Here is a 14,865-nt window from a genome sequence, read left to right as displayed (position 1 = left end):
CAAGAGCCTCATCGAGGGCATCAACAACAAAATCAAGGTCACCAAGCGAATGGCCTACGGCTTCCGGGATGATGAGTACTTCTTCCTGAAGATCCGAGCCGCTTACCCCGGTAATGCGCGATGAACCTTTTTTCGTCCAGGACCCGCGAGGCGGCGGCACCGCCCCGCGATGAGCGGCTCAGGCCGCCTGTGAGCGCTGGGCGAGGCCGCGCAGGACGTAGTGCAGAATGCCGCCGTTGCGGAAGTATTCCCACTCGGTCGGGGTGTCGATCCGCACCCGTGCCTCGAAGCTCTTGACCTCGCCATCCGGCGTGACGGCGCGCACGGTGACCGAGGAGGGCTCCGAATCCAGACTGCCGATGCTGAATGTCTCCTCGCCGGTCAGTCCGAGGCGCTCGGCGCTGTCGCCCTCGGCGAACTGCAGCGGTACCACGCCGAAGCCCACCAGATTGGAGCGGTGGATGCGCTCATAGCTTTCGGCAATGACCATGCGCACGCCCAACAGTGCCGTACCCTTGGCGGCCCAGTCACGACTCGAGCCGGTGCCGTACTCCTTGCCGGCCAGAACCACCAGCGGGGTCGACTCCTCCTTGTATTTCATGGCCGCGTCATAGATGGAGGTCTGCTCACCCGTCGGGAAGTACGTGGTCCAGCTGCCCTGGGTGCCGGGGGCAAGCTCGTTCCTGAGCCGCACGTTGGCGAAGGTGCCGCGCATCATGACCTCATGGTTGCCGCGTCGTGAGCCATAGCTGTTGAAGTCCTGAGGCAGGATGCCGAGCGACTGCAGATACTTGCCTGCCGGGCTGTCGGCCTTGATCGCGCCGGCCGGTGAGATGTGGTCGGTGGTGATGGAATCACCCACCTTGACCAGGCACCGCGCCTGCTTGATCTCCGAAATATCGCCCGGCTCCAGGCCCATACCCTCGAAGTAGGGTGGGTTGCGGACATAGGTTGAATCCGGCCACTCGTAGATCTCACCCTCCGGTGCCGGCAGCTCGCGCCAGATCGTGGAGCCCTCAAAGACATTGGAGTACTGCTCCCGGTACATCTTCGAGTTGATGTGATCCTCGATGATGTCGGCGATTTCCTTCTGGCTGGGCCAGATGTCCTTCAGGTAGACCGGATCGCCATTGCCGTCCTCGCCGATGGGATCGCGGGAGATATCCCTTGCGACGCTCCCGGCCAGCGCATAGGCGACCACCAGCGGCGGCGAGGCCAGGTAGTTGGCGGGGACGTCCGGGTGGATGCGGCCTTCAAAGTTGCGGTTGCCGGAGAGCACGCCGGAGACCATGAGATCACCCTCGCGGATGGCGTCGGTGATTTCGTCCGGCAGCGGCCCGGAGTTGCCGATGCAAGTCGTGCAGCCGAAGCCCACCACGTTGAAGCCCAGGGCTTCCAGCGGTTCCATCAGTCCCGCATCGCTGAGGTAGGCGGGCACCACCTGCGAGCCCGGTGCGAAGGAAGTCTTCACCCAGGGCTTGGTGGTCAGGCCGCGCTCGTGCGCTTTCTTGGCCACCAGGCCCGCGGCGACCAGAACCGCAGGGTTGGACGTGTTGGTGCACGAGGTGATGGCGGCGATGACGACGTCGCCATGATTGAGCATGAATTCCTTACCGTTGAGCTTGACGTTCACGGCGCCGGCTTCATGCCAGAACTGATTGCCCGGGGCGGTATCGCCGCCCTCACCCTCGAAGCGGGCCTCGTCCGCATCCGGCATGGTGCCGCGGGCGGTGAGTTCCTCTTCCAGGTAGTCGAGGAACGCCGGCCTGGCGTCGGTGAGGGCGATGCGGTCCTGGGGCCGCTTGGGCCCGGCGATGCTGGGCACCACATCGGCCAGGTCCAGCTCCACCACATCGGTGTAGTCGGCATGCCGGGAGCCCGTTTCCCGCCACATGCCCTGCTCGCGGGCATAGGCCTCGACCAGCGCAATGGTCTCCTCGTCACGACCTGAGACGCGCAGGTACTCGATGGTCTCGGCATCGATCGGGAAGATACCGCAGGTGGCGCCATATTCGGGTGCCATATTGCCGATGGTGGCCCGATCCGCCAGCGGCAGGTTGTCGAGACCATCGCCGAAGAACTCGACGAACTTGCCGACCACGCCCTTCTTGCGCAGCATCTCGGTGACGGTCAGTACCAGGTCGGTGGCGGTCGCGCCCTCGCGCAGCTCGCCGTTCAGCTTGAAGCCGATGACCTCCGGCACGAGCATCGTGATGGGCTGGCCGAGCATGGCGGCCTCCGCCTCGATGCCGCCCACACCCCAGCCGAGCACGCCCAGGCCGTTCACCATGGTGGTGTGGGAGTCGGTGCCGACCAATGTGTCCGGATAGGCCAGCGTTCCGTTCTCGGTTTCCTTGGTGAACACCGCCTTCGACAGGTACTCCAGGTTGACCTGGTGGACGATGCCGGTCCCCGGCGGCACGACACGGAAGTTTGAGAAGGCCTTCTGACCCCAGCGCAGGAACTTGTAGCGTTCCTCGTTGCGCTTGAACTCGATCTTGGTATTGAGATCGAGGGCGTTGGGGGTGCCGAAGTGGTCGACCATCACCGAGTGGTCGATGACCAGGTCGGCCGGCTCCAGGGGGTTGATCAGGTTGGGGTCGCCGCCGAGCTGCTTCATCGCGTCGCGCATCGCGGCCAGATCGACCACGGCCGGGACGCCGGTGAAGTCCTGCAGGACGACGCGGGCAGGCATGAAGGAGATCTGCTCGCCCGGTCCCCCCTTGGGATCCCAGTTGCAGAGCGCTTCAATCTGCTCGCTGGTCACGTTGCGTCCGTCTTCCTTGCGCAGGAGGTTCTCCAGCAGGACCTTCAGCGAGAAGGGCAGACGGTCGACGTCATGGCGATCCTTGAGCGCATCGAGTCGGTAGATCTCGTATTGCTTGCCCTTCACGTCCAGCGTTCCGCGGGCACCGTAACTGTTACTCATGACTTCCTCCCGAAATCGTCGTGCGCGCAAGGCACCTCTGTTTTAATGGGCTTTCCGCCCGGATTCGCGGCCCGAATTCTACATGATGCAGCGCCGCAATGGGATGCCCCGAGTTGCCCTGCATCAACCGCATCACGTCTCCGCGAGCGCCGCCTGAGCCGATTCGATCACCCGCCGACGGCCGAGGACAAGTCGCAACCGGCCGCCGCCATTGAGCTGCCAGAGTCCGGCGGCCCGGATGGCCGCCAGCAGGAGGCTGCGAATCAATGCCGCATTGCGGGCATCCTGCAGATGGACCGCATGGCCCTGCACCAGGATCCGCGGCCGCAGCGGGCTGATGTGTTCACTGTAGAGATCGGCGAGATTGTGGATGACGCTGTCGTGCGTGAGCTCGCCGAAGTAATCCGCCTGGGCGCGGGCGCGGTCGAGGCCCCGCGCCAGATCCTGCAGGCGCTGCCTGTCGCGGCGCAGTCGTCTCTCGAGCTGCATGACGCTGATCAGGTAGCGGGTGAGGTGCATGGCGGTTGGTTGGGTCAGATGCCCGATCACATCGCGCAGGCCCGGGTCGAGTGCCCCAGGGCGGCCGTAGAGTCGTTCGACCGAACCCTGGTAATCACCCAGCAGCCCGGTGATGCAGGGCTCTGTCCGACTGCGGTCATCGCGGCCATGTTCGGCGATGCTGCGGACTTCGCCCAACGCCTGGAATACGGCGCCCAGCGCCAGTGCCCGCTCGTGTTCAGGCTGCGCCACTGACCAGGCTCCGTTCCACCGGCAGACGCTCATCGATGATGCCGCCACCGAGGCAGCGCTCGCCATCATAGATCACCACGGACTGACCAGGCGCTACGGCGCGTTGTGGATCATCGAAGATCAGTTCGCGGCGCCCGTCCGCGCAGGGCGCGAGCCGGCCCGGCTGATCCGGCTGCCGGTGGCGTAGCCGAGCGGTGCAGCGGATCGGCTGATCCGGCCCCTGGCCGTCCACCCAGTGCCAGTCACCGGCCAGCAGTCCATGGTTCATCAATGCGGGGTGGTCATGGCCCTGAGCAACCACCAGCTGATTGGCGGTCATGTCCTTCCCGGCGACATACCATGGCAGCCCGGGGCGGTCGGCCCGGCCGCCGAGGTTGAGGCCGCGGCGCTGGCCGATGGTGTAGAAGGCGAGCCCCTCGTGGCGGCCGACTTCATCGCCCTCGACGGTCACGATCGGACCGGGGCGACGATCGATGTAGCGCGCCAGGAACGCCTGGAAGTCGCGCTCGCCGATGAAACAGATGCCCGTGCTGTCCGCTTTGTTGAAATTGGCGAAGCCGGCCGAGTCGGCCATTGCCCGCACCCGGGGCTTGGTGAGCGTGGCCAGCGGGAAGATGGCCGCCTCGAGCTGCTCCTGGTCCAGGGTGTAGAGGAAGTAGGTCTGGTCCTTGTCCGCGTCGGCCGCCCGGCGCAGGGTCCTCGCCCCCGGCTCTCCGCCAATGGCGGCATAATGTCCGGTGGCCACCCGATCGGCACCGAGGCGTCGGGCATGATCGAGGAATGCGCGGAACTTGATGCGCTGGTTGCAGAGGATGTCGGGATTGGGCGTGCGCCCGGCCCGGAATTCCCGCAGGCAGTGCTCGAAGACCTCTTCGCGATAGGCGGCGGAGAAATTCGCCCGATGCAGCGGGATGCCGAGCGTCTCCGCGACCTGGCGGGCATCGGCGTAGTCGGCTTCGGCCGAGCAGTGGGTCTCGGTGTCGTCGTCCTCCCAGTTCTTCATGAACAGGCCCTCGACGCGGTAGCCCTGCTCGCACAGAAGCCAGGCGCTGACCGCCGAGTCGACGCCGCCGGACAGGCCAACGATGACGCGTGAATCCCTTTCCATGACATGCAGGATAACATTGGCGATCGGCCGTCGACCTTTTAGAATCGGTCAGGCATCCCCATCTTGTTGATACCGGCCCCGGGACGTGCGGTGATGAGTGAAGAGAACGATCCGAAACGCGACGACGATCTGTCGGTCGAAGAGGCGAAGCCCAGCGTCAAGCAGCCGCCCCTCTATCGCGTCGTCCTCCTCAATGACGACTACACGCCCATGGAATTCGTGGTAGAGGTGTTGCAGACGTTCTTTCGGATGGACCGTGACCAGGCCACGCAGGTCATGCTCCATGTCCACACCCGCGGCAAGGGAGTCTGCGGCGTTTACAGCCGCGACATTGCGGAGACAAAGGTCGATCAGGTCAACGACCATGCCCGCGAGAATGATCACCCGCTCATGTGCACGATGGAGCCCGCATGAGCCGGAACCGATCCGGGACGGCCCGGGTCAAACCAACAGGATTTCAGGTGAGAGGCCGATGCTAAGCAAAGAGCTCGAGTTCACGTTGAACCTCGCTTTCAAAGAGGCGCGTGACAAGCGTCATGAATTCCTCACGGTGGAGCATCTGCTGCTGGCGTTGACCGACAACCCGGCGGCACTCGAGGTGCTGCGTGCCTGCGGTGCGGATCTCGACGCCCTGCGTCAGGACCTGGAGGCGTTTCTTGACGAGACCACCCCCTTGCTGCCGCCCAACGACAACCGTGAGACGCAGCCCACACTGGGTTTCCAGCGCGTGCTTCAGCGCGCGATCCTGCATGTGCAGTCCTCGGGCAAGAAGGAAGTCAGCGGCGCTAACGTGGTGGTGGCCATTTTCAGCGAGCAGGAGTCACAGGCGGTCTACTTCCTCCACAAGCAGAACATCTCACGGCTGGATGCGGTGAATTTCCTCTCCCACGGTATCTCCAAAGTCTCCGGCGAGGAGGGAAGCAGCGAACCGGATCCCTCGCAGGAGGAGGGAGACACCGCGGAGGAGGGCGGTAGCGCCAAGCCGCTGGAGAGCTTCGCGACGGATCTCAACGCACGTGCACGACAGGGCCGGACCGACCCCCTTATCGGTCGGAAGCATGAGATCGAGCGCACCATCCAGATCCTCTGCCGGCGGCGCAAGAACAATCCGCTCTATGTCGGCGAGGCCGGCGTCGGCAAGACCGCGATCGCCGAGGGACTCGCCAAGCTGATCGAGGATGGCGATGTCCCCGAAGTGCTCGCCGACGCCACGATCTACTCCCTCGATCTGGGCGCGCTGGTGGCGGGTACGAAATACCGCGGCGACTTCGAGAAACGGCTCAAGGGCCTGCTGGCCCAGCTCAGGAAGGAAGATCACGCGATCCTCTTCATTGACGAGATCCATACGATCATCGGCGCGGGGTCGGCATCGGGGGGCGTCATGGATGCCTCCAACCTGCTCAAGCCCATGCTGGCCAGCGGTGAGCTGAAGTGCATCGGCTCCACCACCTACCAGGAGTATCGCGGGGTGTTCGAGAAGGACCGCGCCCTGGCCCGGCGTTTCCAGAAGATCGACGTGCCGGAGCCGACGGTGGATGAAACCGTGCAGATCCTCCGTGGACTGAAGGATCGGTTCGAATCGCACCATGGGGTCCGCTATACGCATCCGGCGCTGGAATCGGCGGCAGAGCTGGCGGCCAAGTACATCACCGACCGGCACCTACCGGACAAGGCAATTGATGTCATCGACGAGGCCGGTGCCAATCTCCGTCTGCTGCCGCCGTCGCGCAAGAAAAAGACGGTCGGCGTCGGCGATGTGGAGACCATCGTTGCCAAGATGGCACGTATTCCGCCCAAGCGCGTGTCCACCTCGGACATGCGCCTGCTCGAGACGATGGAGAAGGATCTCAAGCGCGTCATCTATGGCCAGGACGAGGCCATCGACACGCTCGCGGCGACCATCAAGATGTCCCGGGCCGGACTGCGCGACACCGAAAAGCCGGTGGGCAGCTTCCTGTTCGCCGGACCGACCGGTGTCGGCAAGACCGAAGTGACCCGGCAGCTGGCCGAGATCATGGGCATCAACCTGATCCGGTTCGACATGTCCGAGTACATGGAACGGCACACTGTCTCGCGACTGATCGGTGCACCACCGGGGTATGTGGGGTTCGACCAGGGTGGGCTGCTCACTGAGGAGGTGCTCAAGCATCCGCATTCGGTGGTTCTTCTCGATGAGATCGAGAAGGCGCACCCGGATGTCTTCAATCTGCTCCTGCAGGTGATGGACCACGGCTCGCTGACCGACAACAACGGTCGGCATGCGGACTTCCGCAATGTGATACTGGTGATGACCACCAACGCCGGTGCGGAGGAGCAGAGCCGACGGACCATCGGTTTCACCCCGCAGGATCAGAGCAGCGATGCCCTCGAGGTCATCCGCAAGCAGTTCACGCCGGAGTTCCGCAATCGACTGGATGCCATCATTCAGTTCAACGGCCTGGCCGCCGAGGTGATTCAGCGGGTGGCGGAGAAGTTCATCCGTGAGTTACGCCATCAGCTGGCGGAGAAGCGTGTGACCCTCGAGGTGAGCGACGAAGCCAGGGCCTGGCTGGCGGAGCAGGGCTATGATCCGAAGATGGGGGCGCGGCCGATGGCACGGCTCATCCAGGACAAGCTCAAACGGCCACTGGCCGACGAGCTGCTGTTCGGACGCCTCGCCAATGGTGGCCATGTGCAGGTGGGTCTGGATGAAACCGGGGAAGCGCTGGCCTTTCACATCGATACGCCGGAGCCGGTCGAATAGACCGGCTCAGCGGGCGCGATAGACGATCCGGCCCTTGTTGAGGTCGTAGGGGGTCAGCTCCACGGTGACCTTGTCACCCCGCAGGATGCGGATGTAGTGCTTGCGCATCTTGCCCGAGATGTGAGCCGTCACGGTGTGACCATTCTCCAGCTCGACACGGAACATCGTATTGGGCATCACCTCGGTGATGGTGCCCTGCATCCGGATGTTTTCTTCCTTCGCCATTCAGCCTCTCTCTTATGGCCGTAAAAGCGAGGATTCTACCGGAGCCCGGGGCGTTCACCAATAACTCCGCGCGCTAATCGCTCGGGATCCAGCCCTCGGATGACAGGCGCTCGTGCGGCCGGAAGCTCGATTTGTAGTCCATGCCCGGGCAGCCGGCAATCCAGTATCCGAGGTAAAGCCACTCACGGCGCCGCCGCCGCGCCTCCTCGATCTGCAGGAGAATCGCCAGGGTGCCCAGACCCCGCCGGACGGCATCGGGTTCGTAGAAGGTATAGACCGCCGAGAGGGCACCGCCCGTGTCATCGGTCACCGCGACGCCAAGCAGCTCGCCGCCGGGTCGCCGGCGCAGTTCGATGAATTCGGTCGGACACCAGCTGGCCGTCAGGTATTGCCAGTAAAGATCGGGGTCGGCCTCGTCCATGCCGCCGCCTGGGTGACGCGCGGTGACATAACGGCTGTAGAGGTCGAAATGCTCGGGCCGGTAGCGGAACCCGACGTTGACCGGTTCGATATCCGCATTGTCGCGCAGGCACCGGCGATGCCGTCGTCTTGGCCGGAAGTCAGCGACAGGAATGCGCAGGCTCTGGCAGGCGTGGCAGCCGGGGCAGGCGGTTCGATAGATATGTTCTCCACCGCGCCGGAATCCCTGGGCGAGCAGCTCGTCGTAGAGGGCCGGCGTCGGCGAGAGGCGCGGGTCGACGAAATCGAACTGCGAGGGCCGGTCGTGCAGGTACGGACATGGGCGATAGCCGGTACCGAACAGCCGGATACGCCGGGTGCTGCGGGCCTCAGTCATCATCCCACTCCCCGGTGACCGCGCCGCGGGTGATCTCCAGTTGCCAGGGACCGGTTCGCGTCGGCTGACGCTGGCTGGCGGCCAGAGCCAGAAGGAAACGCTTGCGGGGAATTTCCTCGGCACCCATGCGGAGCAGGTGAGCGGTGGGCATCTGGCAGTCGAGGAAGTGGAAGCCCCAGGCCTGGATCTGCCGCATCAGCCACGCCATGGCGATCTTGCTCCCGTTCGGGGCGCGGCTGAACATGGATTCGCCGAAAAAGGCGCTCCCCAGCGAGACCCCGTAGAGGCCGCCGATGAGCGCATCTCCCCGCCAGACCTCGATGGAGTGGGCAAGCCCAGCGACATGAAGGCGACTGTAGGCGGCCCGCATATCGGTGGTGATCCACGTGCCCAGTTGATCCGCCCGGGGTTCGGCACAGGCCGCCACCACGGCGTCGAAGGCGGTGTCCAGGCTGACCCGGTAGTCGTCCCGACGCAGCGCGCGGCGGAGCGAGCGGCTGATATGAAAACCGGATGGCGGGATGATCGCTCGAGGGTCCGGACTCCACCAGAGTATCGGCTCGCCCGGCGAGTACCATGGGAATACGCCGGCGCGGTAGGCGGCCTGGAGCCGCCCGGGTGATAGTGAGGCACCGATGGCGAGCAGGCCATTGGGCTCGGCGAGGGCGGTTTCGGGGTCCGGCAGCGGCGTGGTCTCGTCATCGGGTGCCAGCCAGGGAATCGGCAGCAGGGCGTCAGTCACGGGGGAGCTGCTCCAGGACGTCCGGCCGGTAAGGGCCCTGGATGGTCAGATCATGGGCGTAGCGGGCCACCGCCGGTCGCTCGCGCTCGAGAAAGTCGTCCACCGCCGCGCGGAACTCTGCATCACGCAGGTAATGGGCCGAGTGCGTGAGCACCGGCAGGAAGCCCCGCGCCACCTTGTGCTCGCCCTGGGCACCGGGCTCGAAGCGTGTCAGGCCGTGCCGGATGCAGTAGTCGATGCCCTGGTAATAGCAGGCCTCGAAATGCAGTCCATCGTATTCCCGTGCGGCACCCCAGTAGCGGCCATAGAGCGTATCCTCGCTGAGCAGGCAGATCGCGCCGGCGACCGGCTCACCATCGTCTTCGGCCACGAACAGCACGATGCGGTCGCCCAGCGTCCCGCCGAGCTCGATGAAGCAGTCGCGTGTGATGACCGGCAGGTTGCCGTGGGCATGGAAGGTGTCCTCGTAGAACCCATGCAGGGCCTCCCATAGCGCCGGGCTGGCCTCATCGCCGTGGACGGTCCGCAGTGCCAGGCCCTGTTCCGTCACCCGACGACGTTCGCGGCGGATATTTTTGCGCTTCTTTGCGCTGAGGCCGGCGAGGAAATCATCGAAGTCGGCGTAGCCGGCATTTCGCCAGTGATACTGGCAGCCCTCGCGGCGGGCGTATTCCGCCTCCTCCAGAATGTCCATGTCAGCATCCCGCGCGAACAGCCAGTGCACCGAGCTGATTTCCATCGCGTCGGCCATCTGACGGGCGCCATCAGCGAGCGCATGACGCAGTCCCTCGGCGGGATAGTCGGGGTTCAGCAGCATGCGCGGTCCGTTCACCGGGCTGTAGGGCACGGCGATGATCAGCTTGGGGTAATACGCCATGCCATTGCGCTCGTAGGCATGGGCCCAGGCGAAGTCGAAGACGAATTCGCCCCAGGAGTTGCCCTTGATATAGGCGGGCGCGGCGGCGGTCAGGGTCTCGCCGTCCTCAAGCAGCAGGTGGTAGGGGATCCAGCCGTTTTCGCGGGACACGGCGCCGTGGCGCTCCAGCGCATCGAGGAATTCATGACGCAGGAACGGATTGTCGGCCCCCTGCAGCGCATTCCAGCGCCGGGGGTCGATCTCGCGCATTGCCGGTATCGCTCTGAGTTGCATGCCTCGACAGACCGCAGATGGCGTCGTGAAGTGCCCGGGGTCATCCCGCTGCTAAAGGTCAGGCGCCTACTGTACACTCAGCGCCATGGCAGGCAAGACAACAGCCCGGCAGCCCGTGACCCCCATCAGCCAGCAGATCGGCCGGATGCTCCGTGAGGCGGCCCTACTGCTGCTGATGGCGGTGGCGGGCTTCCTCATGCTGGCGCTGATCACCTACAACCCCGCCGATCCGGGCTGGAGTCATTCCGGTCCGGCGGCCGGGCTCAGTAATGCCGGAGGCGTCGTGGGCGCGTACTGGGCGGATCTGAGCCTCTACCTCTTCGGTTATCTGGCGTTTCTCTTCCCGGTGCTGATCGGGCTGCTCGCCACGCTGGTCTACCGGTGGCAGCGCCGCGACGGCGAGGTGCACTGGGGTGTGATCGGCGTGCGGGTGTTCGGTTTCATTCTGACGCTGCTGGCCGGCGCGGCGCTGGCGAGGCTGCATGTCGAGCCGGTGGCCGGGACCGTGCCGCTGAGCTCCGGCGGGGTGCTGGGCAATCTCGTCGGCGACCAGATCAGGGAGGCATTCAGTTTCACCGGTGCCACGCTACTGGCGCTGGCGGTGCTCCTTGCCGGCGTGACGCTGTTCACCGGGCTTTCGTGGATCGCGCTCATGGATCAGCTGGGGCATTTCATCCTCGCCCAGGGCAAGTATCTGGCCCTGCTGCGGGCCTGGATCCATGATCGGATCATGGCCCGGCGTGCGCGTCGCGAACGGGAGGTGGCCCGGCGCGAAGAGCGCCGCCGGGCGCGCAAACGACAGAAACCGGCCATTGCCCCGCCAGCGAAGGAGGCCCGGCCGAGCGAGAAGGCACGTCAGGAGCAGCAGATCCAGCTCTTCGATAAACCGCCGGCGCCTGGCGAGCGTCCGCCGGTCTCGCTGCTCGATGCGCCCAAGGCCGAGCAGCCCGGTTATACGCCGGAGGCCCTTGAGGCCATGTCCCGGCTGGTCGAGCATAAACTGCGCGACTTCGGTGTCGAGGTGGAAGTGGTCGCGGTGCAGCCCGGCCCGGTGATCACACGCTTCGAGCTCAAGCCCGCCGCCGGCGTCAAGGTGAGCCAGATCACCAATCTCGCCAAGGACCTGGCCCGGGCGCTGTCGGTCACGGCAGTCCGTGTCGTCGAGGTCATTCCCGGCAAGTCGGTGGTGGGGCTTGAGATCCCCAACGAGCATCGCCAGGTCATCGCGCTGTCCGAGATCATTCGCTCGGAAGCCTTCGATAAGGCGGCATCGCCGCTGACGCTGGCCATTGGCAAGGACATCGGCGGCTATACCCAGGTGGTGGATCTTGCCAAGATGCCGCATCTCCTGGTCGCGGGTACCACCGGCTCGGGTAAATCGGTGGGCATCAACGCGATGATCATCAGCCTGCTCTACAAGAACGGTCCCGAGCAGGTCCGCACCATCATGATCGATCCGAAGATGCTGGAGCTCTCGGTCTACGATGGCATCCCGCATCTGCTGGCGCCGGTGGTGACCGACATGAAGGAGGCGGCCAACGCCCTGCGCTGGTGCGTTGGCGAGATGGAGCGACGCTATCGCTTGATGGCCAGCCTCGGCGTGCGCAACATCGGCGGCGCCAACCGGAAGATCCGTGACGCCCGGGAGCGGGGTGAGCCGCTCACCGATCCGCTCTGGCGTGCGCCGGAAGGGCGGGTCGAACCGACCCTGGACGGCCACGGCGAGGTGCCGCAGGCACCGATGCTGGAGCCGCTACCCTATATCGTCGTGGTCGTGGATGAATTCGCCGACATGATGATGATGGTCGGCAAGAAGGTTGAGGAGCTCATCGCCCGGCTGGCGCAGAAGGCCCGCGCTGCGGGCATACACCTCGTTCTGGCCACCCAGCGCCCGTCCGTGGACGTCATCACCGGCCTGATCAAGGCCAATATCCCCACCCGCATGGCCTTCCAGGTATCCTCGCGCGTGGACTCGCGGACGATCCTCGACCAGATGGGCGCGGAGTCGCTGCTGGGTCATGGCGATATGCTCTATCTGGGGCCGAGCAGCCGCGGCATTCCGGAGCGGGTTCATGGTGCGTTCGTATCCGACGCCGAGGTCCATCGCGTCGCCGAGCACCTCAAGCAGAGCGGCGAACCGGAGTACGTCGACGGCATCCTCGATGAAAGCGAGGGCGAGGCCGCCGCGCTGGGGGCTTTGCCCGGGGAGATGAGTGCCGGCGGCGGCGAATCGGATCCCCTCTATGACCAGGCGGTCCGTATCGTCACCGAGACCCGCAAGGCCTCCATCTCCGGTGTCCAGCGACGGCTGAAGATCGGCTACAACCGGGCGGCGAGGCTGGTCGAGGAGATGGAGGCGGCGGGGATCGTCGGCCCGCTGCAGGCCAATGGATCGCGCGAGGTCATCGCGCCACCACCTCCCGGGGACTGAACATGATGTGGGTGCGTCACTGCCTGGCCATGCCGGTTTTCCTGATCGTCGTCGTTCTGCTCGCCGCGTTCTCCGTGACCCGGGCGGCCGGGCAGGAGGGCAGTGCGGAGGCCGAGGACAACGGCCCGGTCGCTGGCCTGACCCACTATTTCGAGGCCGTGGAGACGCTCGCCGGGGCATTTCGCCAGACGACCCGCGACGAGACGGGCGAGGTGATCGAAGAGGCGAGTGGGCATTTCGTCATCGCCCGTCCGCAGCGGTTCGTCTGGGATTACCGCACCCCCTGGGAGCAGCTCATCGTCTCCGACGGTGAAAAACTCTGGGTCCATGACGTGGCGCTCGAGCAGGTCGTGGTCCGCCCCCTCGAAGAGGCGCTCGGTGTGGGGGCCGCGCAGCTGCTGAGCGGTGACCTGTCACGGCTCGAGGAGAATTTCTCACTCACCGCCGGTGGTGAGGATGTCGTCATCCTGCGACCTACCGATCCGGCCTGGGATTTCCAGCGGGTACAACTGGAGCTGGAGGAGGGCATTCCGGTATCGATCACGGTGGAGGATGGGCTGGGACAGCGGGTCGAGGTTGTCCTGCGTGACCTGACCCTGAATCCCGATCTGAGCCCAGGCCGCTTCCAGTTCGAACCCCCCGCCGGCGCGGATGTCATGCAGGGGTCATGATTGATCGAAGTCGCCCGCTCGCGGATCGCATGCGCCCCCGAACACCGGCGGAGTTCGTCGGCCAGGCCCATCTGCTGGGCCCGGGGCGCCCGCTGGGCGAGGCGCTTGCCGCCGGGCGGCCCCACTCCATGGTGCTGTGGGGGCCGCCGGGGACCGGCAAGACAACCCTGGCGCGTATGGTGGCCACCGCGGCGGAGGCCGAGTTCCTGACCCTCTCGGCGGTCATGGCTGGCGTCAAGGATATTCGCGAGGCGGCGGCACGCGGTCAGCGCAACCGCGAGGCGGGGCTACGCACCCTGTTGTTCGTCGACGAAGTGCATCGATTCAACAAGGCGCAGCAGGACGCCTTTCTTCCCTACATCGAGGACGGCACGTTGCTGTTCATCGGGGCCACCACCGAGAACCCTTCCTTCGAGCTGAACAACGCGCTCCTCTCCCGGGTGCGGGTCTATGTCCTGCGGGCGCTGGAAGCCGGGGATATCGGCCGGCTGATTGATGCCGCCATGGCCGATGCCGAGCGCGGTCTCGCCGAAGACGGGCTCGCGCTGGCGGGTGACGCCCGCGATGCGCTCACGCGGCTCGCCGATGGGGACGCCAGGACCGCGCTCAGTCTGCTGGAGGTGGCCGCCGATCTCGCCGGCGATGCCCGCCGGATCGACCTGGCATTGATCCGCGAAGCGGCCGCTGGCGGGCGTGCGCGTTTCGACAAGGGCGGAGACGCCTTCTACGACCTCATCTCGGCGCTGCACAAGTCCGTTCGCGGATCGGCCCCGGATGCCGCGCTCTACTGGTATGCGCGCATGCTTGATGGCGGTTGTGATCCGCTCTATATCGCGCGGCGGGTCGTGCGGATGGCCTCGGAGGATATCGGCAACGCCGACCCGAGGGCGCTGCAGGTGGCGCTGGACGCCTGGCAGGCGCAGGAAAGACTGGGCTCGCCCGAGGGCGAGCTCGCCATCGCCCATGCCATCACCTACCTGGCCGCCGTTCCCAAGAGTAACGCGGTCTACCGCGCCTTCAATGCCGCCATGGCTGACGCGCGAAGCCAGGGGTCGCTTGAGGTGCCCGTCCATCTGCGTAATGCGCCGACCCGACTGATGAAGTCCCTCGGTTATGGGCACGACTACCGCTATGCCCACGACGAACCGCATGCCTACGCCGCGGGGGAGATCTACCTGCCCGATGCGCTGGCCGGCACGCGCTATTACCAGCCCACTGACCGCGGCCTTGAGAAGCGCATCGCCGACCGGCTCGACTGGCTCGCCCGGCTCGACGCGGCAGCCCGTCACCGGTAGGCGCTTCGATGGGCCGTCGAATTCG

The 14,865-nt window shown here is 65.5% G+C and carries 13 protein-coding genes; 6 read left to right on the top strand and 7 right to left on the bottom strand.

Annotation, left to right across the window (positions count from 1 at the left end):
- Nucleotides 1-124, top strand: a 124-nt coding sequence (locus V6X63_RS09000; RefSeq protein ID WP_367978695.1) for a transposase, incomplete at its 5' end; no start/stop codon positions are given.
- Nucleotides 125-178: 54 nt separating this feature from the next.
- On the opposite strand, the gene acnA is transcribed toward V6X63_RS09000, so the two are convergent.
- The 3 genes from acnA to mnmA all read right to left on the bottom strand — a co-directional run bounded on the left by acnA (nucleotide 179) and on the right by mnmA (nucleotide 4,787).
- A complete protein-coding gene (gene acnA / locus V6X63_RS08995) occupies nucleotides 179-2,929 on the bottom strand; it encodes an aconitate hydratase AcnA (RefSeq protein ID WP_367978692.1) in 2,751 nt (916 codons plus the stop codon).
- A gap of 132 nt (nucleotides 2,930-3,061) precedes the next feature.
- A complete protein-coding gene (hflD, locus tag V6X63_RS08990; protein WP_367966202.1) occupies nucleotides 3,062-3,679 on the bottom strand; it encodes a high frequency lysogenization protein HflD in 618 nt (205 codons plus the stop codon).
- Entirely contained in the window at nucleotides 3,666-4,787 is a 1,122-nt protein-coding gene (mnmA, locus tag V6X63_RS08985; protein WP_367966203.1) for a tRNA 2-thiouridine(34) synthase MnmA, read from the bottom strand. The genes hflD and mnmA overlap by 14 nt, the downstream gene beginning before the upstream one ends.
- A 93-nt stretch (nucleotides 4,788-4,880) precedes the next feature.
- Here mnmA and clpS point away from each other — a divergent pair, with 93 nt between their 5' ends.
- Both clpS and clpA read left to right on the top strand, forming a co-directional pair.
- Nucleotides 4,881-5,201 carry an ATP-dependent Clp protease adapter ClpS gene (clpS, locus tag V6X63_RS08980; protein WP_367966204.1) on the top strand — a complete coding sequence of 107 codons (321 nt, stop codon included), beginning with the start codon at nucleotides 4,881-4,883 and terminating at the stop codon, nucleotides 5,199-5,201.
- Nucleotides 5,202-5,259: 58 nt separating this feature from the next.
- The gene (gene clpA, locus V6X63_RS08975; protein WP_367966205.1) at nucleotides 5,260-7,530 is read left to right on the top strand and encodes an ATP-dependent Clp protease ATP-binding subunit ClpA; all 2,271 of its coding nucleotides are present in this window, start codon (nucleotides 5,260-5,262) and stop codon (nucleotides 7,528-7,530) included.
- A 6-nt stretch (nucleotides 7,531-7,536) separates the two neighbouring features.
- On the opposite strand, the gene infA is transcribed toward clpA, so the two are convergent.
- The 4 genes from infA to V6X63_RS08955 form a co-directional block, all read right to left on the bottom strand.
- On the bottom strand, nucleotides 7,537-7,755 hold the full coding sequence (gene infA, locus V6X63_RS08970) for a translation initiation factor IF-1 (protein WP_367966206.1): 219 nt from the start codon (nucleotides 7,753-7,755) through the stop codon (nucleotides 7,537-7,539).
- A gap of 73 nt (nucleotides 7,756-7,828) precedes the next feature.
- Nucleotides 7,829-8,551 (bottom strand): arginyltransferase, encoded by a 723-nt coding sequence (locus V6X63_RS08965; RefSeq protein WP_367966207.1) that lies wholly within the window; start codon nucleotides 8,549-8,551, stop codon nucleotides 7,829-7,831.
- Complete coding sequence (gene aat, locus V6X63_RS08960; protein WP_367966208.1) at nucleotides 8,544-9,293, bottom strand: leucyl/phenylalanyl-tRNA--protein transferase; 750 nt, start codon at nucleotides 9,291-9,293, stop codon at nucleotides 8,544-8,546. Before aat ends, V6X63_RS08965 begins: the two co-directional genes overlap by 8 nt.
- Nucleotides 9,286-10,419, bottom strand: coding sequence for a GNAT family N-acetyltransferase (locus tag V6X63_RS08955; RefSeq protein WP_367978691.1), 1,134 nt, complete (start codon nucleotides 10,417-10,419; stop codon nucleotides 9,286-9,288). The genes aat and V6X63_RS08955 overlap by 8 nt, the downstream gene beginning before the upstream one ends.
- Before the next feature lie 109 nt (nucleotides 10,420-10,528).
- Here V6X63_RS08955 and V6X63_RS08950 point away from each other — a divergent pair, with 109 nt between their 5' ends.
- Genes V6X63_RS08950 through V6X63_RS08940 form a run of 3 tightly spaced genes read left to right on the top strand, consistent with a single transcriptional unit; the run spans nucleotide 10,529 to nucleotide 14,840 of the window.
- Nucleotides 10,529-12,874, top strand: coding sequence for a DNA translocase FtsK (locus V6X63_RS08950; protein WP_367966210.1), 2,346 nt, complete (start codon nucleotides 10,529-10,531; stop codon nucleotides 12,872-12,874).
- A gap of 2 nt (nucleotides 12,875-12,876) precedes the next feature.
- Nucleotides 12,877-13,545 carry an outer membrane lipoprotein chaperone LolA gene (gene lolA, locus V6X63_RS08945; protein WP_367978690.1) on the top strand — a complete coding sequence of 223 codons (669 nt, stop codon included), beginning with the start codon at nucleotides 12,877-12,879 and terminating at the stop codon, nucleotides 13,543-13,545.
- On the top strand, nucleotides 13,542-14,840 hold the full coding sequence (locus V6X63_RS08940; RefSeq protein ID WP_367978689.1) for a replication-associated recombination protein A: 1,299 nt from the start codon (nucleotides 13,542-13,544) through the stop codon (nucleotides 14,838-14,840). Before lolA ends, V6X63_RS08940 begins: the two co-directional genes overlap by 4 nt.
- The last annotated feature ends 25 nt before the right edge of the window (nucleotides 14,841-14,865 follow it).

Origin of the sequence: Spiribacter onubensis, assembly GCF_040838425.1 — a bacterium.
Classification (GTDB): domain Bacteria; phylum Pseudomonadota; class Gammaproteobacteria; order Nitrococcales; family Nitrococcaceae; genus Spiribacter; species Spiribacter onubensis.
The sequence above is the reverse complement of the archived record's forward strand: the minus strand, read 5'-3'. Positions and strand labels throughout refer to the sequence as shown.

Bases quoted from the DNA above. Each gene is read 5' to 3' on its own strand.
- V6X63_RS08940 (WP_367978689.1), top strand. From the start codon at position 13,542: ATGATTGATCGAAGTCGCCCGCTCGCGGATCGCATGCGCCCCCGAACA.
- acnA (WP_367978692.1), bottom strand. From the start codon at position 2,929: ATGAGTAACAGTTACGGTGCCCGCGGAACGCTGGACGTGAAGGGCAAG.
- lolA (WP_367978690.1), top strand. From the start codon at position 12,877: ATGATGTGGGTGCGTCACTGCCTGGCCATGCCGGTTTTCCTGATCGTC.
- clpS (WP_367966204.1), top strand. From the start codon at position 4,881: ATGAGTGAAGAGAACGATCCGAAACGCGACGACGATCTGTCGGTCGAA.
- infA (WP_367966206.1), bottom strand. From the start codon at position 7,755: ATGGCGAAGGAAGAAAACATCCGGATGCAGGGCACCATCACCGAGGTG.
- V6X63_RS08955 (WP_367978691.1), bottom strand. From the start codon at position 10,419: ATGCGCGAGATCGACCCCCGGCGCTGGAATGCGCTGCAGGGGGCCGAC.
- clpA (WP_367966205.1), top strand. From the start codon at position 5,260: ATGCTAAGCAAAGAGCTCGAGTTCACGTTGAACCTCGCTTTCAAAGAG.
- V6X63_RS08965 (WP_367966207.1), bottom strand. From the start codon at position 8,551: ATGACTGAGGCCCGCAGCACCCGGCGTATCCGGCTGTTCGGTACCGGC.
- mnmA (WP_367966203.1), bottom strand. From the start codon at position 4,787: ATGGAAAGGGATTCACGCGTCATCGTTGGCCTGTCCGGCGGCGTCGAC.
- V6X63_RS08950 (WP_367966210.1), top strand. From the start codon at position 10,529: ATGGCAGGCAAGACAACAGCCCGGCAGCCCGTGACCCCCATCAGCCAG.